This window comes from Chryseobacterium foetidum (assembly GCF_025457425.1).
Taxonomy (GTDB): Bacteria; Bacteroidota; Bacteroidia; order Flavobacteriales; family Weeksellaceae; genus Chryseobacterium; species Chryseobacterium foetidum.
In genome coordinates this window covers 984,805-1,010,044 of the sequence record NZ_JAMXIA010000001.1, presented here as the reverse complement: position 1 = coordinate 1,010,044, position 25,240 = coordinate 984,805, and the positions used below count along the sequence as shown (strand labels likewise).

The window sequence follows — 25,240 nt, the reverse complement described above, 5'->3', positions numbered from 1 at the left end:
CCTCAAATTCCTGCCATCTGTAATATTTTCAATGTATATTTGCTTTTCATGAAATTGAAAAAATTGTATGGAGTCAATATCTGTATTTGAGATAATTAAAGTCGGGATCGGGCCTTCCAGCTCACACACAATGGGGCCGTGGAATGCTGCATCTGCATTTATCAGAATTCTGAACCGTGAAAGATCGGTAGCCGAAGTCAAAGAGGTTTTTCTTGAATTTTTCGGTTCACTAGCTAAAACAGGGATCGGTCATGGAACCGATATTGCCGGAATGTTGGGCTTGAACGGCGAAGATTTTAAAACTATTGATACAACAAAGATTGATGATATTGTCAATCATATTAAAGAATCTCAGATCATCAATCTGGGTGGTGAAAAAGAAATCCCCTTCATTTACGGGCATCATTTGGTTTTAAATATGTCCAGATCACTTGATTATCATCCCAACGGAATGATCTTCAGGGCGGTTTTTGAGGATGGAACCGAGCTGATGCAGGATTTCTATTCTGTTGGCGGTGGTTTCATCATGAGTCAGGAGAAAAATTCTATTGAGAAACAGTGTGTAAGAACTTTATATCCGTGTCATAAGTCTTCGGATATTGTAAAGTACTGCGAACATTTAGGTTTGAATAAAATTTCAGATTTAATTTTAATGAACGAGGAAAGCTGGCGAACGCAGGATGAAACCCGTTCAGAGGCTTTAAATATCTGGAAAAACATCAAAGAATGCGTTTACAAAGGCGTCAACAAGGAAGGGATTCTTCCGGGAGGCCTCAACGTAAGCCGCCGTGCCGCCGGAATCAACCGAAAATTGTTAGGCGACAAGGTTTATAAAAATATCGATGAATGGTTTCAGCAGGTTGTTGACGCAGAGGAAAATTTCACCAATATCAATAAATGGATTTCTTGTTTTGCTCTCGCTGTGAACGAGGAAAATGCAAGTTTCGGACGAATTATCACTGCACCTACCAATGGAGCAAGTGGCGTGATTCCGGCGGTTTTGATGTACGCTCAGGCTTTCACTGAAGCTAAAACTGAGGATGATATTGCCAGATTTATTTTGGTGGCCGGTGAAATCGGAACATTATTTAAAAAGAACGCAACCATTTCAGCAGCAATGGGCGGTTGTCAGGCAGAAGTTGGGGTCTCCTCGGCAATGGCAGCAGCTGGTCTAACTGAGATTTTGGGCGGAAGTGTCGGTCAGGTTTTGATGGCAGCTGAAATTGCGATGGAGCATCATTTGGGATTAACCTGCGATCCGATCAAAGGTTTGGTGCAGATTCCGTGTATTGAAAGAAATACGATGGGCGCTATAAAAGCCATTACTGCGGCGAATATTGCTTTGGAAAGTGATCCTGCAAAAGCGAAAGTAAGTTTGGATCAGGTGATTCAGACAATGTGGGAAACTGCGTTGTCGATGAATGACCGTTTTAAAGAAACTTCCGAAGGCGGTTTGGCAATTGCGGTGAATGTTCCGGAGTGTTAAACATTAAAACCATCAAAGTTTCAAAAACCTTGATGGTTTGGAATGCATTTTTTATCTTATTACTGATAAACTTTTGAGTCTTTCGAAATAGATAGTTTGAGAAATTATTTATTCAAAATCCCACGGATTTTATTGGCATTTAAAATCAATTCTTCCAGATATTCAAAATTATCTTTCTCCAAAGCAGATTTGAATTTTCTGAGTTGGGTAATATGCTCATTCAATGCATCCAAAACGTTTTCTTTGTTTTGTTTAAAAATCGGAACCCACATTTCGGGATGAGATTTTGCCAGACGAACCGTGCTCGAAAACCCCGAACTCGCCAGCTGGAAAATCGTTTCTTCTTCTTTTTCCTTTTCCAAAACCGTGTTTGCCAGTGCGTAGGAAGTGATGTGAGACATGTGTGAAATGTAAGCCGTATGAATGTCGTGATCTTCTGCAGACATCTGAACAATGTGCATATCCAGATTTTTGACGACGTTTTCCACCAGTTCTAAAGCATCTTTTGCGGATTTTTCACCGTCGCAGATGACACCGGCTTTACCTGCAAAACTTTCGGCGAGCGCAGATTTTGGACCATGATTCTCTGTTCCCCACATTGGGTGAAATGCCACAAATCTCTCTTTTTTAGGATGATTCTTAACTGATTTTACAATTCCTGATTTGGTAGAACCCACATCCATTACCGTTTGATGATCTGAAATTAAATCTAAAACCTGAGGCAAAATTTTTACCGCTGAATCCACAGGAACGGCGATGATGATGAGATCAGCAGCCTCAATTCCGTTTTTGAAATCTGCTTTCTCGTTGATGATATTTAATTGTAAGGCATCTTCAAGATTCTCAATATTATTGTCGATTCCGTAGATGAAATCGGAAATGTTTTTCTGTTTTAATTTTAAAGCAATCGATCCTCCAATCAATCCTACGCCTATAATGCTGATTTTCATTATTTATAAATTATTTAAAAACGAAAAACCCCGTCTTTCGGACGAGGTTTTACTTATTTGTGAAGCACAAAATCCTTATCCGAAAACCTTTTCAGATGGATAATAATAGTTTTGTGCGTTTATTTTCATGGGGCTAAAGTATTGAAAATTTTTTAAGTGAGCAAAAACCTTAGTGCAAAGCTTCTGTCAAAGTCATTGCGGGCAAAGCGAAGCAATCTGTTGGAAATAGCGAAATATTCTAAACGGATTGCTTTCCCGAAGGCTCGGGACAGAGAGTTCCCCGCAATGACAGAATTTGTTATCTTTGCCCGATAAGAACATCTTTGTGAAAAAATATCCGGTCTGGAAGTCGGTGATGGATTACGGAATCTCTTTCGTAGCCACAGTAGTTTTTCTTCCGCTTTTTTTCGTACTCTTTATTCTGGCGTCTGCAGATACCGGTTTTCCCGGGATTTTCACTCAGGAAAGGGTAGGGAGATTCGGAAAAATGTTTACGGTTTTTAAATTTAAAACTTATCATTCTGCCAATCATCAGAAATCTTCTTTCGGAAACTGGATGAGAAAAACACGGCTTGACGAACTTCCCCAATTGTTTAACATTTTGAAGGGCGAAATGTCATTCATCGGTCCCAGACCAGATATAAAGGGATATTATGATGAACTGGATGGTGATGACCGTGAAGTTTTAAATCTCAAACCCGGACTCATCAGTGAAGCAGGATTTAAATACAGACACGAAGACAAAATTCTGTCTCAGCAGAAAAACCCACTGAAATATAATGATGAGGTTCTTTTTCCGGATAAGGTGAAAATGAATCTGGAATATTACAGAAATCTTTCTTTGAAAAATGATGTGAGGCTTATTTTAAAAGCTTTCGGAGTTATTTTAAATCTAAAATCCGAAAAACACTTATGAAATCGCCATGGCAAAAATAATTTTAACAAATACCAATGATGATTTGGCGATACCATATGACCGTTAAAAAAATTAGAACCTACATATGAAACTCCTTAGTACAACGGTTTTTTCTGGCATCACGGCATTTGTGAAAATTTCTGCAGCATTTGTTGCAACGAAAGTGATTTCCTCTTTTTCGGGACCGGCAGGTGTTGCTTTGGTTGGTTCGCTCACAAACTTTATGGCTGTTGTACTGAGCCTTGCAAACGGATCTGTCACTTCCGGAGTTGTAAAATACACCGCTGAATTTAAAAATGACAGAAGGAAATCCAAAATTTTATATGATACTTCAGTTTTTGTGTCATTGGTTTGTTCGGCATTGGTTTTTTTAGGGCTTATTCTCTTCGCTGAACACTGGAGCAGAAGTATTTTTCACAGTACAGAATTCGTTTCGGTAATTTATCTTTTAGGTGGCGGTATTGTTTTTTATTCATTAAATACGATCCTCTTAGCCTTTTTGAATGGGTTAGGTTACATTAAAAAGTTCACCATCATCAACGGAATCAGCAGTGTAATCACTCTTTTGCTCACGATTATACTTATTTATTATTACAACATCTCAGGAGCTTTGTATGCTTTGGTCATTGCACAGTTTGCAGTATTTTTCGTGGCCGTGCTTTTAGTTTGGAAAAGAATTTTTAAAAATATTAGTTCATCAATCTTTAAACCTGATTTTAAAACAGTAAAAAACCTCAGTCATTTTACAGTCATGGCTGTTGTAAGTTCTTCAGCAATGCCTTTGGCTCAGATCGTCATCAGAAATTTCATCACCAAAGAAATTGATCTCAACAGCGCGGGAATCTGGCAGGGATTGATAAGGATTTCTGATGGTTATCTTCTGATGATTAATATCACTTTAGGAACCTATTTTCTGCCGAAACTGTCTTCTTTAAACGGTAAAAATGAGCTGAGAAAAGAAATTTTAGACGGATTAAAATTTTTAGCTCCGCTGTTTTTGGCGATGTGTGCTGGTATTTATTTTACAAGATTCTACATTATTGAAATTCTTTATACCAAAGATTTTTCAAGCATGGAAAGCCTTTTCTTCTGGCAGCTGGCGGGCGACTTTTTTAAAGTTCTTTCGTGGGTTTTTTCTTACCTGATGATTTCGAAGGTGATGACGAAAGCGTTTATTTTTATGGAAGTTTTAAGTGCTTTGCTCTATGTAGTTTTGAGTATGATATTAATTAATTCAATGGGATTGCAAGGCAGTACATTCGCTTTTTTTGTAAGTTGTCTACTATGCTTTTTTATAATGGTATTGATCTTTTACAGCACATTATTCAAAAGGTGACTACCCGTTTGCCTGGTAGATTTTTAAGATATTTTCTGTACTCTCATTAATATTAAAACCTTGATTGGATATCCTAATAAAACGTTCTTCATCTTCTAAGCGATTGCTATTATTCCGATTTAGCAGGCTTTTTAACCATTTATCTGTTTCCAGATTTTCAAATTCAAGAAGCCCCAGACCCAAATCTACTTCTTTAGAAATGTTTCCCGAGACAATAGAATATAAACCTGCAGATTGAGCTTCAACTAATACTAAGGGGAAACCTTCATGCAGCGAAGGCATTAGTAAAACATCCGCTCCAGCCATTAAAAAGTCAATATCAGACCTATTACCTAAAAAGATTATGTTATCGTGAAGCATTTCTGTTTTTACATAATTTTCGATTTCTGATTTGAGTGGTCCTTCTCCTGCGAAGAAAAGTTTATGTAAAATATTATTCTCACATAGAAATTTTGAGAATTCAACAGAGAATTTATGATTCTTAACAGTTAGAAATCTTCCAACTTGTAATAATACAATTGTTTCTTCTGAAATATTGTACTGCTTCCTCAAATAATCCTGATGCTCTTTACCTGTCTTGTAAAATGCGTCCACATCTACGGCATTAGGAATAACTGTAATTTCTGTATTTTTCTTATATGGATATAAATATTCTGAAGCAAGTTCGCCACAGCTTATAAATTGATTGGCAAATTTATTGATTAAAACTTTAGCAAATTTCTCATAAAGACCATAAGTGAAACTGATTTCTTCCCGACTTTTTGAACTGTGAGAATGAATAATCCGTGTACCGAGATTTGAAATATATGCTGAAAAAAGATATGCAAAACTACTTAATGCAGTGTGACAATGGATTGCCGTGATGTCTGAATTCTGTCTAAGAATTTTTTTCAGTCTGAATATGTTTAAAATAATATTTGAATCTTTTAATCTAAAAATTCTACCTCCCAAAGCTTCAATTTCATTGTCATAAGATGACTTTTCATCAGTAAAATATAAAAAATCAAATTGCACTTTCTTCAAATCAATATTCCTGTAGATATTCATGATCATGGTTTCAGCACCAGCCAGATTCATTTTACCTACAACATGGAGAATTCTGTTCATTTCTATTCCGTAATTTTTATCAGTTTGTACATAGCAAAGATAGCATTATTGATTTGTTATAATTCAGTCAATCTCTTCCCATTCCTTTGAGAAAATATTTAAATAACAACAAACTGATATTTTAAATTGCTTTTTTTGAAAACAGATAAATTATTCTTAGCAATTATAATTTACCAGTCTCTCATTTTTATATTATCCTCAAAATCTCTATATTCGTTGACCGAAAATAAAAGCGGAAAATTTGAAGACTGAATTTTATAAAGAAGACTCTCTGCACGAAATCATAAAACCGTATCGCAGAAAATGGTATTGGTTTGCAATAACTGTGATGCTGATGGTTTTGCTCGCAATGTTCTATATAATGAGAACTGCTCCTGTATATGAAGTTGTTACGAAGATTTTAATTAAAGACGCCAAAAAATCAGGTAATCCGGCAGACGCAATCCCTGGCATGGAAGGCCTGGCGGGCTTATCAGGATTTAATTCAAACACCGTAGAAAACGAAATGGAAGTTTTGGCTTCCAAAAAACTGCTCGGGCAGTTGGTTGATGAGCTCCCGCTTCAGTGCCCCATTTTTGTGGAAGGAGGTTTTCACAACGTAGAGCTTTACAAAGCAGAATCACCGGTTAAAATTCAAGTGATTAATGAAAAGCCTTTCGCAGAACTTCCCAAAAAACGAATTGACATCAATATCAAAGGAAATGAAATCACCCTGAACTCAGAAGAATTTTCTGCTCCGATCAAAACTCAATTCAATAAGACAGTCAGTTTGCCTTATGCTAATCTGATGTTTCTGAAAAATGAAGCGTTTAATCCTGTTTTAGTAAAAAATCTCAATGTAAATCAACTGTATTTTACGTATAGTGATAAAGTGGGTCTTATTGATGAATTGCAGGAGCTTCTGAATGTAAGACTCAGCAACAAAGATGCAACAGTAATCGATCTGTCTGTGCAGTATCACAATGTTGCTAAAGCCAAAGATCTTCTCAATACTCTTGTAGCGCAGTATAACCTCGAAGCGATTGATGAAAAAAATACTGAATCCGAAAAAACAAAACAGTTTATTGACGATCGTGTCACGCTGATCTCCCGTGAATTAGGAGATGTTGAAAAACAAAAGCAGGATTTTAAAACAGCCAATGATCTTGTGGATATCGGTGCCCAGGCCGGTCTCGAACTGCAAACCAATGCAGAAGCTGAAAAGAAAAAACTCGAACTCTACACGCAGTTGGAGATTAACAACATGTATTCGGGGTACATCAACAGTAAAGGTACAAACGAAATTCTTCCTACCAATGAGCTCAGCGGTGATCAGGAATCTGAATCTTCGGGTAATATTGCTGCATACAATCAACTGGTAACCCAGCGAAACAGGCTTCTGGAAAATTCCACTTCAGAACATCCAATGGTGAAAACGCTGAACGACGAAATCCGTAAACAGAGAACCGCCATCAAAGAAAGTCTGGACAAAAACAGATCCAACATTCAGTCGATGATCAACAGTATTTCATCGCTGGAAGGCAAATCGAATACCGGAATGCGGAAAGTGCCTGTACAGGAGCGTCTTTTCAGAAATATAGAAAGACAACAGCAAATCAAAGAAGAACTGTATTTGGTTTTGCTTAAAAAACGTGAAGAAACTGCCATCATGCTTGCCATGTCTTCTAATAAAGCAAGAGTTTTGGATGTGGCTTACAAAAAGAAAAAGCCCGTTGCTCCAAAAAAGATGACCGTTTTAGGTGCAGCTATCTTGGCAGGATTAGGAATACCTTTTTTAATCATCTTTATCCGGCTTTTCTTTAATACCAGAATTTCTGATAAGAAAAGTGTTGAAAAACATACCTCAATTCCTGTTGTGGCAGAAATTCCGCATCTTAAATCTCAAAAGAATAATCTTATACATCAGAATGATGTTTCAGCTTTAGCTGAATCCTTCAGAATTTTGGCAACCAATATTAATCTGCAGTTGCCTTTAGACAAGAAAAATCACGTTATACTCATTACATCCAGTGTGAAAGGTGAGGGAAAAACGTTGGTTTCTATGAATCTTGCTTTGAGTCTGGCGAAAAAAGGGAGAAGAGTTTTGCTGATTGGTTCAGATATCAGGAATCCGCAGTTGCAGAGATATAGACCGGAGATGAAATCTGCGAAAGGTCTTACAGAATTCCTGTACGGAACTGTGAATGACATTCAGGTAATCATCCACCCGAGTCAACTGAACGAGCACTGTGATTTTATTTTTTCAGGGATTATTCCTCCGAATCCAGTGGAACTTTTAGACAACGGCCGGTATAAAGTTCTGCTTGAAAAAGCAAAAGAATTATACGATTATGTTATTATTGATTCTGCGCCGTTGATGCCTGTTACAGATACTTATATTATTGCAAAACTGGCAGATATGACGCTGTACATTGTGCGTTCAGAAAAAACAGAAAAAAGCTACATAGAATACGCGGATCACACCGCTGCTGAGAATAAGCTCAACAAAGCAAATATTGTACTGAATGATGTGAAAGCACAGAATTTCGGCTATGGAAACGAGAAAGGATACGGTTATAATCAAGACGCAGATTCTGGATTCTTCGGTAGACTAAGATCCTGGTTCGGAAGATCTTGATTTGTACAGAATACTGGGATTATAAAGTCTGATGGAAGAGTTTAAACTGAAGTTTCATGTCATATACATTCTTTTTGCTGTTGTTGCAGTTATATTTTCGATGTATGTAGACATTAAAAAGAAACATTATAATTCTTTTTCAATTTTCTTTTCGGTATTGCTTTTTTTAGCTTTTTCTCTTCTTTTCGGTTTAAGAAATGAAGATGTGGGAACAGACACCGGGATCGTGATTTACCAGTTTGAATACTATGACAGATTGGATTTTGGCTTTCAGTTTGTGTATGATTTTCTTACTTTAATAGTTAGCCGCTTTACAGGCAATTACCAGGTGTTTCTTTTGATTCTCAGTTTGTTGTTCAACGGGCTTATACTGTCTGCAATACTTGTACTGTCTAAAAAGAATAATTTTAATATCTTTTTGGTAGCTTTCACTTTTGTGTGTTTTTATTTTTTCCAGCAATTGGGGATTAATATTGTACGGCAGGGCGTTTCGCTTGCTTGCTTTCTTCTGGCATTAAGTCTCTACTATAAAAATCCATCTAACTATAAAAGCTGGATTATTCCTCTGATTTTGGCAGTAGGTATCCACGTAACTACTATTGCTGTCGTGCTGGTTTTTGCCCTGATTGTAGTTTTTAAAAAGATAAAACTTGCATACTATTATGCACTGTATTTTCTCATTTTAATAGTTTCTGCTGTGGGAGGAAGTATCTTGTCTTTTGGGTCGCTGCTCAGCTATTTTTTTCTTGTAGACAGCCAGAGAGCAGACTTCTACATCAATAATGAAAACGGTCTTGAGTATGAGATTGGTTTCAAAACTCAATTTGCAATTTTCAACACAATATTTTTAGGAATATTTTCATTTATCAATACAAAAATTTTGAAGTACGAAAATGAAAATTATAAGATTCTGCTTAAATATTATATGGTCATCAGTGCTATATTTTTTCTCATGTTTCAGATTCCGTTTTCAGACCGTTGGGGGATGATGTCGTGGATTACTATTCCATTTTTATTGGCACCGCTTTTCAACATTTATGAAACAAGAAAATACAGCATGGGTACGCTTGTGTTTTTAATTGTTATTTTTGTCTTCTTCTCAATCTATTACAGTACAAATTAATGGCAGAAGTTACGGTTGCAATCCCTGTTTACAATGCAGAAAAGTTTTTAGAAAAAGCTATTTCATCTGTGCTTGCGCAGACTTTTCAGGATTTTGAGCTGTGGATTGTAGATGACGGATCTACAGACAGTTCAGTTGCGATTTCAAAAAAATTTTTATCCGATTCCAGAGTAAAAGTTTTTACAGACGGTAAAAATCTGGGGCTTGCTACACGTTTAAATCAGACCGCTGTAGACGTGCAGACTGAATACCTTGCAAGAATGGATAACGATGATATTATGCATCCCCAAAAACTGGAGAAACAACTGAGAGTACTCAAAGCACATCCTGAAATTGACGTACTTGCAACCAATCTTTACTCCATCAATGAAAATGATGAAGTTGTAGGAAAAAGATATGATGTACAGGATGATTTTCTCGGTGATCACATACCTTTTATTCATCCGACAGTAATTGCGAAAACAGCCTGGTTCAGATCAAATCCTTACGATAAAAATGCACTGCGGGTAGATGATGCTGATCTGTGGATACGGACCGGAAGCAGAAGTGTATTCAGAACCATGGGAGAGCCTCTCTTCTTTTACAGAGAAATTGGGAATCAATATTATAAAAAATATTTTCAGGGGTTTGGTGGAGTATTTTATCTCTTGAGAAAAAATTTTATGTCTTTAGTTTACCTAAAGTTTGCTTTCAGATATTTTGCCGCGAGTTTTATGTATCTGATGTATTATTTATTCGGTAAAGAGCATATTTTAATTCAAAACAGGAATCAGATTAAACTTAACGGAGAGCATTTTACTAAATTTATAAATAATGAAAAGTAGATTTTGTCTGAACCTGATTCTTGTTGGAGGATTATTTTTTCTGAGTTTAAACATAAAAGCTCAGGAATTTACCGTGACGAATGTTCCGGTTTCGCTGGTTGTTCAGTATCTAAAAACTTCAGATCCAAATATCAGCAAAATAAAAAATCTTTTTCCTGCTGATAAGAAGTTCAGAAATTCTAAAGATCATACTGCTGTCGTTCAGAAGATAATTGATGCTAATAAAGTAATTGTTCTGCCAGATTTTAAAATTTTCATTAATTCTAAAGGTTTAAAAATCGGTTCAGATAAAAAAATTATATTCAGGAAAAATTCGGCCATACAATCGGTTGGATTTGCAAATGGAAGATTTTCTGATGTAGTAAAAATTTACAATGCTGAAAATGTGGAGATCGTCAATGCTGTGATTGTTGGAAACAGATATTCCAAAACCAAATCTCAGACAGGCCAGTGGTCTGCCGGAATTTCTGTATTAAATTCAAAAAATATTAAAGTTACTAACGCTAAAATCTCAAATACATTTGGCGACGGAATTTTTATAGGGTCTGAAGATGGTGGTTTTTCTGAAAATGTGGTTGTAGAAAGTGGTTGGATTAATAAAGCAAGGCGAAACGGGATTTCTGTAACTTCAGCAAAAAATGTGGTCTTGAAAAATATTCTTATTTCAAATACCTACGGTCATGATCCTCAGTGTGGAGTCGATATTGAACCAAGCTGGGAAAAAGATGTTCTCAATAATATTTCTTTAAAAAACATTTATACTTTTCACAATCAGGTTGCTGGTATCGCCATTAATCTGAATGAATTTAACAGACAAAAGGCTTCAGATATTAAAACGGTCGATATAGTAATAGAAAATCATACCGATGAAGGTTCAAGACACGGTTTTCTCACTTCTTTAAATACTGACAATTTGCCTCATGACGCTCAAGGTTTGATTAAAATAAAAAATGCTGAGTGGAAACAAAATCAGTCATCCTATTGGTTCACACCCAATAAACACAGCATCAATATAGAGTTTTCAGGAATTGAAATTCAGGATTTAAAACAAAAAACTGATTTTGAAAGTAAGGTCAAGAATCTTCACAATGTAAAATTAATTTCAGAATGAAAATTCTTCACGTCATCACATTAGCCGAACTGGGGGGAGCTCAATCAGTGGTCATTAACCTTGCCGAAAGATCTGTGCAGGATGGTGATGAGGTATTTGTAGCGTCGTCGGAACATGGTGAAATGTGGGATGTACTTCACCCCAATGTTCATCAGATTAAAATTAAAAGTTTAAAACATTCTATCGGCTTAAATGATATTGAAGTTTTAAAAGACCTCTTTTTACTTAACAGAAAGATAAAAGCTGATGTCATTCATCTTCATTCCTCAAAAATCGGCATTTTAGGAAGACTTATTTTTCCTTCTTCCAAAATTATTTACACCATTCACGGTTTCGATTCTATCAGACTTCGCTACCGAAAGTTTTTGCCTTTGGAGAAGATTTTAAAGTCAAGATGTAAAGCGATTGTTGGAGTAAGTAATTATGATGTTGATAATCTGAAAAAAGAAGGCATTACAGAAAATGTGCACGTCATCCAAAACGGAATTAAAGATTTCGCTCAGAATGAATTTGACTCCAGGGTTGATCTATTTACAGATTTCAGAAGAGATGAAAACACAAAAATTGTTTTAAGTATTTCAAGACTTGCTCCTCCCAAAAGGTTTGATGTTTTTTGCAATTTGGCAAAGAATATGGCAAACCAAAATATACTATTTGTGTGGATTGGAAATAAGACCGAAGAAAAAAATATTCCCGAAAATGTAATTCTTTTGGGTGAGAAAAAAGATGCATTTCAATACTATAAAAATGCAGATATTGCGGTGTTATTTTCTAATTATGAGGGACTTCCGATGTCTCTTATTGAGGCTTTATGTTTTTCTAAGCCCATTATCGCTTCAAATGTTGGCGGAAATTCTGAACTCGTAGATGAGAATGGTGTGCTTACAGGCAATAATGATTTGCACAAAATGCAAAAAACCATTACTTTTATGCTGAATAATCAAAAAATTTATGACAAATTTGCAAATCAGTCAAGGAAAATATTTGAAGACCGTTTCCATGTAGAGGTAATGTATAATAAATATAAAGAATTGTATTCTGTTATAGCTAAAAAATGAAAGTTTCAACGTTAACCAACTTTCCTAAAAGATATCTTATTGTAAACGTCAGCGATATTTCTTACAAGATTTTGAAAGAAACAGATTTTCTGAAGGATAATAAGGTGATTTTTTTCGATACAAATGTTGAAACGAGGAGCATTTCAGAGTATATCGTTAAACTAAAAATAAAAAATGTGATTATTGATACCACCAACGTTAATCATATCTCCGAAAAAGTGACCAATGAAATCATTGAATCAAAAATAAAAGGAGTAAAAATATACGATGCACAAAATTTTTATGAAGTTGTAAGCAAAAGAATTCCTTTAGTTAAATTCTCCTCCAACGAGTATTTGGCAGATAATGTCTTCACCATAGGTTTGGACGAAGAAGATATCTTTTTCAAACGTGTATTTGATGTCATCGTAAGCCTTCTTTTACTTCCGATAACTCTGCCTCTCATTGCATTTGGTGCCTTGCTTATTTTTGCAACTTCACCTGGAAATGTTTTCTTTTCGCAGGTTCGCGTTGGGAAAAACTCTGTGCCGTTTAAGATTTTTAAGTTGAGAACGATGACCAAAATTCATGATGGAACTTTCACTACCAAAAATGATCACCGCTTATTAAGAGTGGGAAAATTTCTCAGAAAAACTAAGATCGACGAACTTCCACAGCTTTTCAACGTACTCAACGGTTCTATGAGTCTCATCGGACCAAGACCGGAAAGAACAAAATTTGTAACCGAATCTATAAAAGATAACGCTTATTTTGATTTGAGACATCTCGTAAAACCGGGAATAAGCGGTTGGGCACAGGTGCATCTGCCAAAAGCAACTCCCCGTGAAAACCTTAAAAAACTGGAATACGATCTTTACTATATCAAGAATTATAATCTGAAACTTGATTTTTTAATTTTTTTTAAAACCATAAAAGTTGTTTTTACTTTAAACAGCCACTAAATTTACACAATGAAAATAAAAGAAACTCCTCTTAAGGATTGCTACATTATCGAACCTACCGTTTTTGAAGACGATCGCGGTTATTTTTTCGAAAAGTATAATGAAGCAAAATTTGAAGAACTTACGGGAATGAACGGACACTTTGTTCAGGATAATATTTCAAAATCATCTTATGGTGTTTTGAGAGGTCTGCATTTGCAGAAAGGGGAGCACGCACAGGCAAAATTGGTTTCGTGTCTTGAAGGTAAAGTTTGGGACGTTGCTGTTGATCTTCGTGAAGATTCTCCAACATTCGGAAAGTGGTTCGGAATTGAATTAACGGCAGAAAACAAGCTTCAACTATACGTTCCGAGAGGCTTCGGACATGGTTTTTCTGTTTTGAGCGACACAGCAGTTTTTTCTTATAAATGTGATAATTTTTACAATAAAGAATCTGAAGGTGCTGTGAAATTTAATGATGCAGATTTAAATATCGACTGGAAAATTTCTGAAAATGAAGCTCAGCTTTCTGATAAAGATAAAAATGCAGCATCTTTTAAAGATAAAAATTATTAGATTTAGAATTCTTTAAATCATTTTAAAATATTGAAAACCACTTTTTTAAAGTGGTTTTGTTTTTATTGCCCAGCCTTTTTATTATTTTGTATCTTTGCACCCTGAAAAATAGAAAGATGCGTACAAAATCAACAGGTAAGAAGAAGATCAATGTAGTAACTCTCGGATGCTCCAAAAATGTTTACGATTCGGAGGTTCTGATGAGCCAGCTAAAGGCTAACGGAAAAGAAGTTGTACACGAAGACCGTGGAGACATTGTGGTAATCAACACCTGTGGCTTTATTGATAATGCAAAGGAAGAATCTATCAACACGATTTTAGATTATGTTGAGGCTAAAAACCGTGGCGAAGTAGAGAAAGTTTTTGTTACAGGTTGTCTCTCAGAAAGATATAAGCCGGATTTGATCAGAGAAATTCCGGATGTTGATCAGTATTTCGGAACGAGAGATCTTCCGATTTTATTAAAGCATTTAGGTGCTGATTACAAGCATGAACTGGTGGGCGAAAGATTAACTACGACTCCAAAACACTACGCTTATCTTAAAATTTCAGAAGGTTGCGACAGACCCTGTTCGTTTTGTGCAATCCCTTTGATGAGAGGTGGTCACGTTTCAACACCGATTGAAAAACTGGTTTTGGAAGCTTCAAAATTAGCCAAAAAAGGTACAAAAGAAATCATTCTTATCGCTCAGGATTTAACGTATTACGGTTTAGATATTTATAAAAAAAGAGCTTTAGGTGAACTTTTAAAAGAGCTCGTAAAAGTAGAAGGCATCGAGTGGATCAGACTTCACTACGCTTTCCCAAGCGGTTTCCCGGAAGATGTTTTGGATATTATCAGAGAAGAACCAAAGGTTTGTAATTATATTGATATTCCTTTGCAGCACATCAATTCAGACCTTTTGAAGTCGATGAAAAGAGGAACGAGCCATGAAAAAACAAATGCGCTTTTAGATAAATTCAGAGAAAAAGTGCCTGATATGGCGATTAGAACTACTTTGATCGTTGGTTATCCAGGCGAAACCGAAGAAATTTTTCAGGAATTAAAATCGTGGGTTCGTGAGCAGAGATTTGACCGTTTGGGATGTTTCACGTATTCTCATGAAGAAAATACCGGAGCTTACGTTTTGGAAGATAATGTTCCGCAGGAAGTGAAAGAGGCAAGGGTAGAGGAAATTATGGAGCTTCAGTCTCAGATTTCATGGGAGAAAAATCAGGAGAAAATTGGGATGACTTTCAAATGTGTTTTTGACCGAAAAGAAGGAAATTACTTCGTCGGAAGAACAGAATTTGACTCTCCGGATGTTGATAATACCGTTTTGGTTTCCGCTGAAGATACATATATTTCAATCGGAGATTTTGCCAATGTTAAAATAACTTCGGCCGAAGAATTTGACCTTTATGGAGAATTAGTTTAAAATACAATTCGATTATCACTACAAAACCAATGCTACTTCAGTATTGGTTTTTTTTGTCTTAAAACTTTTAAAACACTGATTAATAGTGGTTTTTTAAATGAAATTATAGTTTCTTACACAATGTTTAGTTAATTAAATTAACTTTTAAATGTTATTTTTAACACAATTTAACAAGCGTACTCTGGATTGAATCAGAACTCTATTTTAGGTTGAATTTAACTTTTTATTTGATTTTCATTAACAGTCGTTAACAAAAAAAATAGGTCACTACTTTTTCGCACTATATTTTTGCCAAGTCATTAACCCAAAAAATTTCAAAATGATGAAAAGATTTATTCTTGTAATCATAATGATGATTTCTGCACTCGGTGTTTATTCTTTTACAGAAAACACTGCAGATGCCAGGAAAACAAGTTATGCGTCGTATTACCACGATAAGTTTAACGGTAAAAAAACAGCCAGCGGAGAAGTATTTGATAACAGCAAATTAACCGCAGCCAACAGAACGCTTCCGTTCGGAACTTTGGTAAAAGTAACCAATCTGAACAACGGAGAAGAAGTAATTGTAAGGATCAACGACAGAGGTCCGTACCATTCTTCACGAGCATTAGACCTTTCTAAAGCCGCGTTTGACGAAATCGGAAATATTGCCAGCGGCAAAATTCCAATTGAATATGAAGTTGTAGAAGTCGAAGAATAGACTGATAAAAAATGGTAAAGCCAACTGATCGCAGTTGGCTTTTTTTATTGCTGAAATAGTAGGCCAATTTGTTTGATAAAAAAGTCTATAGCTAAGCAACTTTAAATCCCAAATCTCGAATCTCGAATCTCGAATCTCGAATCTCAAATCTCAAATTCCAGCAAAGCTGGACAGTGATCAGAATGCACAGCTTCCTTTAAAATAACCGCTCTCGTTAGTTTATCTTTCATCGGATAAGAAGCAAAATTATAATCCAATCTCCAGCCTTTGTTATTGGCTCTTGAGTTTTGTCGGTAGCTCCACCATGTGTAATTGTCCGGTTCATTATTAAAATGCCTGAAACTGTCGATCAGTTCGCATTCATTGATGAAATCGGTCATCCACTCTCTTTCCATCGGCAGGAAGCCTGAGGTATTCTTTAAACCCACCGGATTATGGATATCAATTGCGTGATGACAGATATTAAAATCGCCGGAAATAATAAGATTGGGAATCGTTTTTCTAAGTTCTTTAATGTAAGCCAGGAAATCGTGACAAAACTGCATTTTGAATTCAAGCCTTTCAATATTGGAAGCCGACGGAACGTAAACTGAAATGACAGAAAAACCGTCAAAATCTGCCCGTATCACTCTGCCTTCATTGTCATAACTTTCAATTCCGCAACCGTATACGACATGTTTGGGCTGCATTTTGGAGGCGATTCCTACGCCGCTGTAACCTTTGCGCTGTGCGGAGTGCCAAAAGCTTTTGTAACCTATTTTCTCAAGGCTTTCAATGTCGATCTGATCATTTCCTGCTTTGCTTTCCTGAATGCAGACGATGTCCGGATCAGCAGTTTTCAGCCAGCCTAAAAAATCTTTTGTGAATGCGGCTCTGATACCGTTGACGTTGTATGTAATTAATCTCAAAATTTTTATTTTTTCAAAAATACAAAAGGAAAACGATTATTATGTTTTAACAATGCACAAAAAATCGGGAGGAAAATCTATATCAGTACCCGCCCGAAGTTTATATTTAATAATAATTATTTGTCCAAATTTAAACCTCAAACAAAGTCTGCCAAATCAGCAAAATCAACGTGAGATAAGAAGCAAAAAGCAAAAAGCAATCAGCCAACCGCTACTTCGGCTCAAGAATACTTATTGGAATTATACATTCTTCCAAAGAAATTCCGCCGTGCTGATAGGTTTCTTTATAATAATTTACAAAGTGATTGTAATTTTTAGGATAAGCTAAAAAGATATTGTTTTTGGCGAAAATATATTTTGAACTTAAATTTCCTTTCGGTAAAAATAATTTTTCCGGATTCGTAACTGCCCAGACATCACTTTTTTCGTACGTTAAGCTCTTACCTGTTTTATATCTGATGTTGGTGGAAGTTTCTCTGTCGCCTACAACTCTGCTCGGTTTTTTTACGTAAACTGTTCCGTGATCGGTCGTGATGATCAGTTTGAAACCGTTTTCAGCAGCCAGTTTAATGATTTTGATTAATGACGAATTTTCAAACCAGTTATAGGTTAACGATCTGAAAGTTTTATCATCTCTGATAAGTTGATCTACAATGTGATTATCGGTTTTTGCATGAGAAAGGATGTCGATAAAGTTGTAGACAATCACCAAAAGATCATTGTTTTTATGCTGATTAAAATCTTCGTAAATTTTCTTCTCAAAATCAGCATTCAGAATCTTTAAATATTTCATTGACTTCGAATTCAAGCCGATTCTCTTCATTTGGTCTTCCAAAAATTCACGTTCGTGCTCATTTTTGTTACCGTCTTCATTATCGTTAAACCACTTATCCGGAAAACGTTTTTCGATTTCAGAAGGCATCAAACCTGCAAAAAATGAATTTCTTGCATATTGAGTTGCCGTCGGCAAAATACTGTAGTAATAATCTTCAGAAACTTTGTTGTAGAACTTGGTGAAAAGCGGTTCGATTACCTTCCACTGATCATATCTCAGGTTGTCAACCATCAGAAGAAGTACTTTTTCTTTCTCAACCTCGGGCTTCACTTTTTCCTTAAATAAAGTGTGGCTCATCATCGGTTTTTCGGTATCGTTCAACCAGTCTTCGTAATTGTTTTCAATAAATTTGGCAAACTGAATGTTGGCTTCCTCTTTTTGAGACTGAAGCAGATCCGCAAATTCGTTGTCGGCAACCTTATCAAATTTCAGTTCCCAGTTCACAATTTTTTTATAGTATTCTGCCCAGTCCTGATATGTTCTCAGGTACGAAAGTTCAAGAGAAAGATTTCTGAATTCCTGCTGATACTGTAAGATCGTTTTTTGCTCAACGAGATTATCTTCCTGAAGGTTTTTCTTTAATGAAAGCAAAATCTGATTTGGGTTTACAGGTTTCAGAATATAATCTGCGATCTGTGATCCGATGGCTTCTTCCATAATGTGTTCCTCCTCACTTTTGGTTACCATCACGATTTTCAAACTGCTGTCTTTCAGTTTGATCATTGGAATCGCTTCCAGACCGGAAATTCCCGGCATATTTTCATCAATAAGCGTTAAGGCAAATTTCTCAGAGTCCATCAGCTCCAAAGCCTCATTTACATTGTTTACAGGCGTCACGTGATAGCCTTTTTTTTCTAAAAATACGATATGAGGTTTGAGTAAATCTATTTCATCATCGATCCATAATATTTTATCTGACATATAATAATTTCTGTATTTATAAGTGGATGTTCAATGTTTTTGAACTGTGGTATCAGTTCCAAAATTACGCCAAAACATCCTTAAGAATTGCATAAAGTTATCACAAATTCTTATAAAATGAGTGCAACGGAAAATCGTGTTTTTTAGTTTATTTTCCGGTTTCAATAAATTCCAGAGCCCGCTCCAGAACTTCATCTTTACCATTTTTAACGCCTTCCACTGTAGGTTTTACAATAATGTCGGGAACAATTCCGATTCTCTGAGTTTCTGTTCCGTCCGGATAAAAAGTGCCTAAGCAGGTGAAACGTGTGGGATTGCCGAGAATCTCAAATTCGTTCACATTTCCGTCTGCTCCTGAAGTCTGAGATCCTATAATGGTAGTGTTATCTAAAGCATTTAAAATCATTGTGGTATATTCTGCGTGACTTTGCGTGATTTCGTTCACTAAAACGATAATTTTTCCTTTATAGGATGAATTGTTGTTGTGTCCATACTTTTGAGTCAGCATATAATCAAATTTTCCCGGATAATCAAAGTTGGCAGATGTGAATGAAACGGCATCTACTCTTTTAGGAAATAAATAGGATGATATTTTGTGTATTGTACCTTTAGGATAATTTCGAATGTCGAAAATAATGGCTTTGCTGTCCTTAATTTCTGCAAACATTTTCTCAACATTTTCCTTTTCGAGAATTCCCATATCAACATAGGCTGTCTGGTCAGAAAGCATTTTCCACTCCTGTTTATTTTTATTTTGAGAAAAACGAATATCGTTGAAGGGATATGTTTTTTCGTTTAATTCCATTATTTTATCATCTCTCAGAATCTCTACAGACAAATGATCATCATTGCTTCTGGTTGGTATTTTAGAGTAAACAAAATTCCGCTCTTTTAGGGATGTGTTGGATGCCGGTAAATATTTTTTCGAACTGTCAAAGATCTCTGAAACTTTGCGATTATTGATTTTTAAAATAATATCGTTTTTCTTTAACTGTGTTTGGGAATCAAAATCGCGGGCAATTTCAATAATAATGAGTTGTCCATCAATAAATTTATAATGCACCGGCAACATTTTCAATCCGAAAAACGAATTGGTTTCCTTGCTTGAAAAATAAGAATGGCTGTCATCTGTTTTTGTTACAAGTTCTAAGACATTCAGATGTAATTCCTGCGTGTTTTTTACTGATGAAAATTTTGGAATCATTTCCGTTAAAACATCACTCCATTTTTGGTCGGTTTGGTATTTATAGGGAAAGAAATATTCTACAAAATTCCAATACCTGAAAAGTTCCAGTAATGTATTTTTTTTCGATACAAATTCTGGATTTGAAGTATTTTCATTTTTATAATTGGCCACCGAACTTCTTCCAACCGTGATGTAGTGATTATCTCCCTGATTTCTGTTTTCTTCGATAAAATTTAACTTTTCTATAACTTTTTGGTCGAAAACCTTAGTGTCATCTGTCCAGCGTAAGTCAAAATTTTTCAGGAAATATTTTTTATCATTTTTTTTAATACACTTTTTACATATATCCACTTTGCCCAGGCTGTCAATCCACTCTGAAATCATATTGTTAAATTGAGCTTTGTCGCCTGTTTTTTCAGCTACGTTGATCTTTTCAATCAGTTCATTATCCCAGTCAAAACTGCCTTTAGCCACTTCCGGATGATAATATTTCAGAAAACCCCAGACTTTAGCTAGAGCTTCTAATTTTTGAGTTTCAGAAAGTTTTTCCTGAGCAAAATTTTGTTGAGTTCCTGCGAAAACAAGCACGAGAAGAAGTAAAAATCTTTTCATTACAAATAATAGTTTTTAATTCCTCAAAAGTAGATTTACATTTTCAAAAGTTTTTCCCAATTAAAATTAAAAATGTGTTAAACTAAATTTATCTAATTTTGTAGTATTAATCATCTTTTAAATGAACATCAACAAGCTCAAGATTATCAACGATCCCGTTCACGGTTTTATAAAAATTCCTCACGAAATTCTTTTTGATGTCATAGAACATCCATATTTTCAGAGATTACGAAGGATCGGGCAGACCGGACTTTTAAATCTGATCTTTCCGGGAGCAACCCACACTAGATTTCATCATGCCCTGGGAGCGATGCATCTGATGTTTACTGCTCTGGAAACTTTAAAGCAGAAAGGAATTTCTATTTCTGTTGAAGAAGAAAAGGCGGCAATGCTGGCGATTTTGATGCACGATGTCGGTCACGGGCCCTTTTCTCATGCTTTGGAAAGTATGCTGATGGACGACTGGCATCACGAAAATCTGTCTTTGTTACTAATGAACCGTTTAAATGATGAGTTTAATGGCGAACTGACGCTTGCTTTGGAAATGTTTCAGGGGAAATACCACCGCAAATTTTTTAATCAGTTGATTTCTTCCCAGCTGGATGTGGATCGTTTGGATTATCTTAAAAGAGACAGTTTTTTCACCGGAGTTTCTGAAGGAAATATAAATACTGAAAGGATTGTATCAATGATGAACGTTTGCGATGATGGCGAGCTGGTGATTGATGCAAAAGGAATTTATTCCATAGAAAACTTCCTTACGGCAAGGATGTTTATGTACTGGCAGGTGTATTACCATAAAACTTCAGCTTTGGCAGAGTTTCTCCTCGTGAAAGTTTTGGAACGCGCAAAACACCTGATTTCCCTCGGAATGAAACTGCCGGCAACAGAAAATCTCAGCTATTTTCTCTACAGAGAGAAAGGTGAGGCTACAGACGAAGATATCTTTCGCTTTACGCAACTTGATGATAATGATGTGATTCAGGCGATGAAACTGTGGCAGAATTCGGAAGATTTTGTATTGAGTTATTACTGCAAGTGCGTCATTCAGAGGAACTTACCGAAAACAATTATTTCAACACAGCCATTTGATGAGAGTTTTATTAATGAAAAAATAAAAAAGACAAATGATTTTTTTGGAATTGATAACGGTGATGCACTGGTGCACGAAATAAAACGTAAACTTTTGTCTTATGATATTGAAAAACAGCCAATTAATCTACTCCAGAAAAACGGACAGAAAATTCGTCTTGATCAGTCGCAGGATCAGTTGCTGTCGGGCTTACTGAATACAAAGACAACACGTTATATCATTACCTTCCCGCGTGAAGTTTCGTGATGTTTTCTTAAATATTATTAAAATTTAATATCCTAAAATCAAATTTTGTTTGTGAATTACAGAAATTCTTATCTTTGCAGAATATGGAATTTACAGCTTCGCAAATTGCAAGTTTTATTGACGGGAAAATCATTGGTGACGAAAGTGCGGTTATTACCGGTGTTTCACCTATAGAAAACGGAGTATCCGGGCACTTATCTTTTATTGCTCAGGATCGTTTTTCTGCCTATTTAGACAACTCAAAGTGTTCGGTAATCATTGTTTCCGAGCATCTTATTACTGATAAAACTTACCAGCCAACCCTTATTACCGTAAAAGATGCCTATCTTTCTTTTCAGATTTTAATGAATCTGTATCAGGAAATGCAGGGCAGAAAAGAAGGTGTTGAAGATGGTTCTTCAATCCACGAAACTGCTGTAATCGGAGAAAAAGTATACATCGGCGCATTCACTTATGTTTCAGAAAAAGCAAAAATTGGTGAAGGTTCGCAGATTTATCCTCAGGTTTACATTGGTAAAGGGGTAAAGATTGGCAAAAACTGTAAAATAGACAGTGGCGCAAGAATTTATGATTACTGTATTGTCGGCGACAACTGTGTGATTCATTCAAACACCGTAATTGGTGGTGACGGATTTGGTTTTCAGCCAACTCCTGAAGGTTTTCAGAAAATTCCTCAGTTAGGGAACGTTATCATTGAAGATAACGTGGAAATCGGCTCAAACTGCAGTATAGACAGAGCTACAATCGGTTCTACAACTATTGGTAAAGGCACCAAAATCGATAATTTAATCCAGATTGCACATAATGTAAAAATCGGAGCCAATAATGTAATTGCTTCCCAAACGGGTATTGCAGGTTCTACTACAATCGGAGACTGGAACCAGATTGGCGGACAGGTCGGAATTGTTGGTCACATAAAAATCGGAAGTCAGGTAAAAATTCAGGCACAAAGTGGTGTAAACTCCAGTGTGAATGATAAAGAAACGGTTTACGGTTCGCCGGCGATTGCCTACAACGACTATTTAAGAAGTTACGTACATTTCAGAAAATTGCCCGAATTGGCAAAAAGAATAAATAATCTTGAGAATATCTCAAAAGATCATACGAATGAGTGATATGCAAAAAACGCTTCAGGAAGAGGTTACCCTTTCTGGAATTGGCCTTCATACCGGTAGAGAAGTAAAACTGACCATTAAACCGGCAAAAGAAAACACAGGTTTTGTATTTGTACGAACCGATCTTGAGGGACATCCTCAGGTAGAAGCCGATGTAAACTACGTTGTAGCGACCGAAAGAGGTACTACACTTGAAAAATTAGGTGTGAAAATCAATACCTGCGAGCATCTTTTGGCTGCTTTGGTGGGTTGCGACGTAGACAATGCCATTATGGAAATGGATGCTTCAGAACCACCAATTTTAGATGGTTCTTCAAAGTTTTTTGTTGAAGCTGTTGAAAGTGTTGGTGTGGTGGAACAGTCTGTTGCAAGAGAATATCTTGTGGTAAAGGAAGTTCTGAGCTACAGCGATCCTGCGACAGGTTCTGAGATTACGATTATTCCTTCAGACACCTACGAAGTAACAACAATGGTAGATTTTGGAACCAAGGTTTTGGGAACCCAGAATGCTACACTTAAAAATATTTCAGAATTTAAGGAAGAGATTTCTTCAGCGAGAACATTCAGCTTTTTGCATGAATTGGAAATGTTACTGGATCATGGTTTAATAAAAGGGGGTGATATTTCAAATGCCATCGTTTATGTAGACAAGGATCTTACGCCTGAAACTACAGAAAAGCTGAAAAAAGCTTTCGGAAAAGACAATGTTTCCATCAGACCAAACGGAATTTTAGATAATTTGACTTTAAACTATCCAAATGAAGCTGCAAGACACAAACTGCTCGACGTGATTGGTGATTTGGCTCTTACCGGAGTTAAAATTAAAGGAAAAGTTATCGCCAATAAGCCTGGTCACTATGTCAACACGCAGTTTGCAAAAAAACTGAACAGACAGTGGAAGCTTCAGAAAAAGAAAAATGTTCCGGAATTTGATTTAAATAAACCACCGGTTTTTGATATCAACGGAATTATGAGATTAATGCCTCACCGTTACCCGTTTTTGTTGATCGATAAAGTTCTTGAGCTTTCAGACAAACACGTGGTAGGTTTGAAAAATGTGACTTTCAACGAGCCGTTTTTCGTAGGACATTTCCCTAAAGAGCCTGTAATGCCGGGCGTTCTACAGGTGGAAGCACTGGCACAGACCGGTGGTATTCTTGTTTTGGCAAGTGTTCCTGACCCTGAAAATTATTCTACATATTTCATTAAAATAGATAAGGTGAAATTCAAGAGAAAAGTAATTCCGGGAGATACTCTGGTTTTCAAAATTGAATTGATTACGCCTATCAGAAGAGGTATTGTACACATGCAGGGCTACGGATATGTAGGTGATACAATTGCTGTAGAAGCAGAACTAATGGCTCAGGTAGCTAAAAATAAACTTGACTAAATGATTCACCAGCTAGCAGCCGTTGATAAACGCGCAAAAATAAGCAAAAATGTAACCATAGAACCATTTACCACGATTGCCGGAGATGTGGAAATCGGCGAGGGTACGTGGATTGGTTCAAACGTTACCATTATGGACGGTGCAAGAATCGGTAAGAATTGCAGGATATTTCCGGGTACGGTGATCTCAGCAATTCCTCAGGATTTGAAGTTTGACGGTGAAGATACCCAGACAATTATTGGTGACGAAACTACAATCAGAGAATGTGTGACCGTAAACAGAGGTACAAAGGCTTTAGGTTTTACAAAAATCGGTACCAACTGTCTGATTATGGCGACTTCACACATTGCACACGATTGTGTAATCGGTGATCACGTTATCATCGTAAACGGTTGCGGTATTGCAGGTCACGTTGAAATAGGTGATTACACTGTGATGGGCGGGCTGTCAGCAGTACATCAGTTTGGCAAAATCGGGAAGCACGTAATGATTTCCGGAGGTACCCTGGTGAGAAAAGATATTCCACCTTACGTAAAAGTAGCTCGTGAGCCGATGTCTTATGCGGGAATCAATTCTGTTGGTTTAAGAAGAAGAGGCTTCAGCAACGATAAAATTTTCGAAATTCAGAAGATTTACAGGGCAATTTTCCAGATGAAGATGAATGTTTCACAAGCCGTTTCGCACATCGAAAAGGAAATGCTTCCTACAGCGGAAAGAGACGAGATTCTTCAGTTTATTCAAAATTCACCGAGAGGTATCGTAAAGGGATACGGAACGGGGAAAGAATAATTT

Annotated in this window: 21 protein-coding genes; 16 read left to right on the top strand and 5 right to left on the bottom strand. The window is 36.2% G+C overall.

Annotated elements, in window-relative coordinates:
* Window positions 1–67: 67 nt before the first annotated feature.
* A complete protein-coding gene (locus NG809_RS04800; RefSeq protein ID WP_262148543.1) occupies window positions 68–1,486 on the top strand; it encodes an L-serine ammonia-lyase in 1,419 nt (472 codons plus the stop codon).
* Window positions 1,487–1,590: 104 nt separating this feature from the next.
* Here the strand turns inward: NG809_RS04800 and NG809_RS04795 are convergent, their stop codons facing one another.
* The gene (locus tag NG809_RS04795) at window positions 1,591–2,436 is read right to left on the bottom strand and encodes a prephenate dehydrogenase (protein WP_262148541.1); all 846 of its coding nucleotides are present in this window, start codon (window positions 2,434–2,436) and stop codon (window positions 1,591–1,593) included.
* Window positions 2,437–2,761: 325 nt separating this feature from the next.
* Here NG809_RS04795 and NG809_RS04790 point away from each other — a divergent pair, with 325 nt between their 5' ends.
* On the top strand, window positions 2,762–3,352 hold the full coding sequence (locus NG809_RS04790; protein WP_262148539.1) for a sugar transferase: 591 nt from the start codon (window positions 2,762–2,764) through the stop codon (window positions 3,350–3,352).
* Window positions 3,353–3,437: 85 nt separating this feature from the next.
* On the top strand, window positions 3,438–4,688 hold the full coding sequence (locus NG809_RS04785; protein ID WP_262148538.1) for an O-antigen translocase: 1,251 nt from the start codon (window positions 3,438–3,440) through the stop codon (window positions 4,686–4,688).
* Here the strand turns inward: NG809_RS04785 and NG809_RS04780 are convergent, their stop codons facing one another.
* Window positions 4,689–5,765 (bottom strand): glycosyltransferase, encoded by a 1,077-nt coding sequence (locus NG809_RS04780; protein ID WP_262148537.1) that lies wholly within the window; start codon window positions 5,763–5,765, stop codon window positions 4,689–4,691.
* Window positions 5,766–6,036: 271 nt separating this feature from the next.
* Here NG809_RS04780 and NG809_RS04775 point away from each other — a divergent pair, with 271 nt between their 5' ends.
* The 9 genes from NG809_RS04775 to NG809_RS04735 all read left to right on the top strand — a co-directional run bounded on the left by NG809_RS04775 (window position 6,037) and on the right by NG809_RS04735 (window position 16,142).
* A complete protein-coding gene (locus NG809_RS04775; RefSeq protein WP_262148535.1) occupies window positions 6,037–8,412 on the top strand; it encodes a GumC family protein in 2,376 nt (791 codons plus the stop codon).
* 31 nt (window positions 8,413–8,443) lie between these two features.
* Window positions 8,444–9,535 (top strand): EpsG family protein, encoded by a 1,092-nt coding sequence (locus NG809_RS04770; protein WP_262148533.1) that lies wholly within the window; start codon window positions 8,444–8,446, stop codon window positions 9,533–9,535.
* Window positions 9,535–10,359, top strand: coding sequence for a glycosyltransferase family 2 protein (locus tag NG809_RS04765; protein WP_262148532.1), 825 nt, complete (start codon window positions 9,535–9,537; stop codon window positions 10,357–10,359). Before NG809_RS04770 ends, NG809_RS04765 begins: the two co-directional genes overlap by 1 nt.
* The gene (locus tag NG809_RS04760; RefSeq protein WP_262148530.1) at window positions 10,349–11,470 is read left to right on the top strand and encodes a right-handed parallel beta-helix repeat-containing protein; all 1,122 of its coding nucleotides are present in this window, start codon (window positions 10,349–10,351) and stop codon (window positions 11,468–11,470) included. The genes NG809_RS04765 and NG809_RS04760 overlap by 11 nt, the downstream gene beginning before the upstream one ends.
* Window positions 11,467–12,528 carry a glycosyltransferase gene (locus NG809_RS04755; RefSeq protein WP_262148528.1) on the top strand — a complete coding sequence of 354 codons (1,062 nt, stop codon included), beginning with the start codon at window positions 11,467–11,469 and terminating at the stop codon, window positions 12,526–12,528. Before NG809_RS04760 ends, NG809_RS04755 begins: the two co-directional genes overlap by 4 nt.
* Window positions 12,525–13,469 (top strand): sugar transferase, encoded by a 945-nt coding sequence (locus NG809_RS04750; protein WP_262148524.1) that lies wholly within the window; start codon window positions 12,525–12,527, stop codon window positions 13,467–13,469. The genes NG809_RS04755 and NG809_RS04750 overlap by 4 nt, the downstream gene beginning before the upstream one ends.
* Before the next feature lie 9 nt (window positions 13,470–13,478).
* Window positions 13,479–14,024 (top strand): dTDP-4-dehydrorhamnose 3,5-epimerase, encoded by a 546-nt coding sequence (rfbC, locus tag NG809_RS04745; RefSeq protein WP_262148522.1) that lies wholly within the window; start codon window positions 13,479–13,481, stop codon window positions 14,022–14,024.
* A 116-nt stretch (window positions 14,025–14,140) separates the two neighbouring features.
* Window positions 14,141–15,442 (top strand): 30S ribosomal protein S12 methylthiotransferase RimO, encoded by a 1,302-nt coding sequence (rimO, locus tag NG809_RS04740; RefSeq protein ID WP_262148520.1) that lies wholly within the window; start codon window positions 14,141–14,143, stop codon window positions 15,440–15,442.
* A 319-nt stretch (window positions 15,443–15,761) separates the two neighbouring features.
* Complete coding sequence (locus tag NG809_RS04735) at window positions 15,762–16,142, top strand: septal ring lytic transglycosylase RlpA family protein (RefSeq protein WP_262148518.1); 381 nt, start codon at window positions 15,762–15,764, stop codon at window positions 16,140–16,142.
* A gap of 143 nt (window positions 16,143–16,285) precedes the next feature.
* Here NG809_RS04735 and NG809_RS04730 read toward each other — a convergent pair whose 3' ends face one another.
* The 3 genes from NG809_RS04730 to NG809_RS04720 all read right to left on the bottom strand — a co-directional run bounded on the left by NG809_RS04730 (window position 16,286) and on the right by NG809_RS04720 (window position 20,604).
* The gene (locus NG809_RS04730) at window positions 16,286–17,050 is read right to left on the bottom strand and encodes an exodeoxyribonuclease III (RefSeq protein ID WP_262148517.1); all 765 of its coding nucleotides are present in this window, start codon (window positions 17,048–17,050) and stop codon (window positions 16,286–16,288) included.
* Window positions 17,051–17,261: 211 nt separating this feature from the next.
* Complete coding sequence (gene porX / locus NG809_RS04725; protein ID WP_262148515.1) at window positions 17,262–18,806, bottom strand: T9SS response regulator signal transducer PorX; 1,545 nt, start codon at window positions 18,804–18,806, stop codon at window positions 17,262–17,264.
* A 148-nt stretch (window positions 18,807–18,954) separates the two neighbouring features.
* Window positions 18,955–20,604: a S41 family peptidase gene (locus tag NG809_RS04720; protein ID WP_262148514.1), complete on the bottom strand. Its 1,650-nt coding sequence runs from the start codon at window positions 20,602–20,604 to the stop codon at window positions 18,955–18,957.
* A 121-nt stretch (window positions 20,605–20,725) separates the two neighbouring features.
* Between NG809_RS04720 and NG809_RS04715 the strand changes: the two genes are divergently transcribed.
* From NG809_RS04715 to lpxA, 4 genes are all read left to right on the top strand, one after another.
* Window positions 20,726–21,943 carry an HD domain-containing protein gene (locus NG809_RS04715; protein ID WP_262148512.1) on the top strand — a complete coding sequence of 406 codons (1,218 nt, stop codon included), beginning with the start codon at window positions 20,726–20,728 and terminating at the stop codon, window positions 21,941–21,943.
* An 83-nt stretch (window positions 21,944–22,026) separates the two neighbouring features.
* Window positions 22,027–23,058 carry a UDP-3-O-(3-hydroxymyristoyl)glucosamine N-acyltransferase gene (gene lpxD / locus NG809_RS04710; RefSeq protein ID WP_262148510.1) on the top strand — a complete coding sequence of 344 codons (1,032 nt, stop codon included), beginning with the start codon at window positions 22,027–22,029 and terminating at the stop codon, window positions 23,056–23,058.
* Window positions 23,051–24,448 (top strand): bifunctional UDP-3-O-[3-hydroxymyristoyl] N-acetylglucosamine deacetylase/3-hydroxyacyl-ACP dehydratase, encoded by a 1,398-nt coding sequence (locus NG809_RS04705; RefSeq protein ID WP_262148507.1) that lies wholly within the window; start codon window positions 23,051–23,053, stop codon window positions 24,446–24,448. Before lpxD ends, NG809_RS04705 begins: the two co-directional genes overlap by 8 nt.
* A complete protein-coding gene (gene lpxA, locus NG809_RS04700) occupies window positions 24,449–25,237 on the top strand; it encodes an acyl-ACP--UDP-N-acetylglucosamine O-acyltransferase (RefSeq protein ID WP_262148506.1) in 789 nt (262 codons plus the stop codon).
* The last annotated feature ends 3 nt before the right edge of the window (window positions 25,238–25,240 follow it).

Excerpts from the sequence above, each read along its gene's own strand:
- NG809_RS04800 (WP_262148543.1), top strand. The coding sequence starts at position 68 with ATGGAGTCAATATCTGTATTTGAGATAATTAAAGTCGGGATCGGGCCT.
- NG809_RS04795 (WP_262148541.1), bottom strand. The coding sequence starts at position 2,436 with ATGAAAATCAGCATTATAGGCGTAGGATTGATTGGAGGATCGATTGCT.
- NG809_RS04785 (WP_262148538.1), top strand. The coding sequence starts at position 3,438 with ATGAAACTCCTTAGTACAACGGTTTTTTCTGGCATCACGGCATTTGTG.
- NG809_RS04780 (WP_262148537.1), bottom strand. The coding sequence starts at position 5,765 with ATGAATCTGGCTGGTGCTGAAACCATGATCATGAATATCTACAGGAAT.
- NG809_RS04770 (WP_262148533.1), top strand. The coding sequence starts at position 8,444 with ATGGAAGAGTTTAAACTGAAGTTTCATGTCATATACATTCTTTTTGCT.
- NG809_RS04765 (WP_262148532.1), top strand. The coding sequence starts at position 9,535 with ATGGCAGAAGTTACGGTTGCAATCCCTGTTTACAATGCAGAAAAGTTT.
- NG809_RS04760 (WP_262148530.1), top strand. The coding sequence starts at position 10,349 with ATGAAAAGTAGATTTTGTCTGAACCTGATTCTTGTTGGAGGATTATTT.
- NG809_RS04755 (WP_262148528.1), top strand. The coding sequence starts at position 11,467 with ATGAAAATTCTTCACGTCATCACATTAGCCGAACTGGGGGGAGCTCAA.
- NG809_RS04750 (WP_262148524.1), top strand. The coding sequence starts at position 12,525 with ATGAAAGTTTCAACGTTAACCAACTTTCCTAAAAGATATCTTATTGTA.
- rfbC (WP_262148522.1), top strand. The coding sequence starts at position 13,479 with ATGAAAATAAAAGAAACTCCTCTTAAGGATTGCTACATTATCGAACCT.
- rimO (WP_262148520.1), top strand. The coding sequence starts at position 14,141 with ATGCGTACAAAATCAACAGGTAAGAAGAAGATCAATGTAGTAACTCTC.
- NG809_RS04735 (WP_262148518.1), top strand. The coding sequence starts at position 15,762 with ATGATGAAAAGATTTATTCTTGTAATCATAATGATGATTTCTGCACTC.
- porX (WP_262148515.1), bottom strand. The coding sequence starts at position 18,806 with ATGTCAGATAAAATATTATGGATCGATGATGAAATAGATTTACTCAAA.
- NG809_RS04720 (WP_262148514.1), bottom strand. The coding sequence starts at position 20,604 with ATGAAAAGATTTTTACTTCTTCTCGTGCTTGTTTTCGCAGGAACTCAA.
- NG809_RS04715 (WP_262148512.1), top strand. The coding sequence starts at position 20,726 with ATGAACATCAACAAGCTCAAGATTATCAACGATCCCGTTCACGGTTTT.
- lpxD (WP_262148510.1), top strand. The coding sequence starts at position 22,027 with ATGGAATTTACAGCTTCGCAAATTGCAAGTTTTATTGACGGGAAAATC.
- NG809_RS04705 (WP_262148507.1), top strand. The coding sequence starts at position 23,051 with ATGAGTGATATGCAAAAAACGCTTCAGGAAGAGGTTACCCTTTCTGGA.
- lpxA (WP_262148506.1), top strand. The coding sequence starts at position 24,449 with ATGATTCACCAGCTAGCAGCCGTTGATAAACGCGCAAAAATAAGCAAA.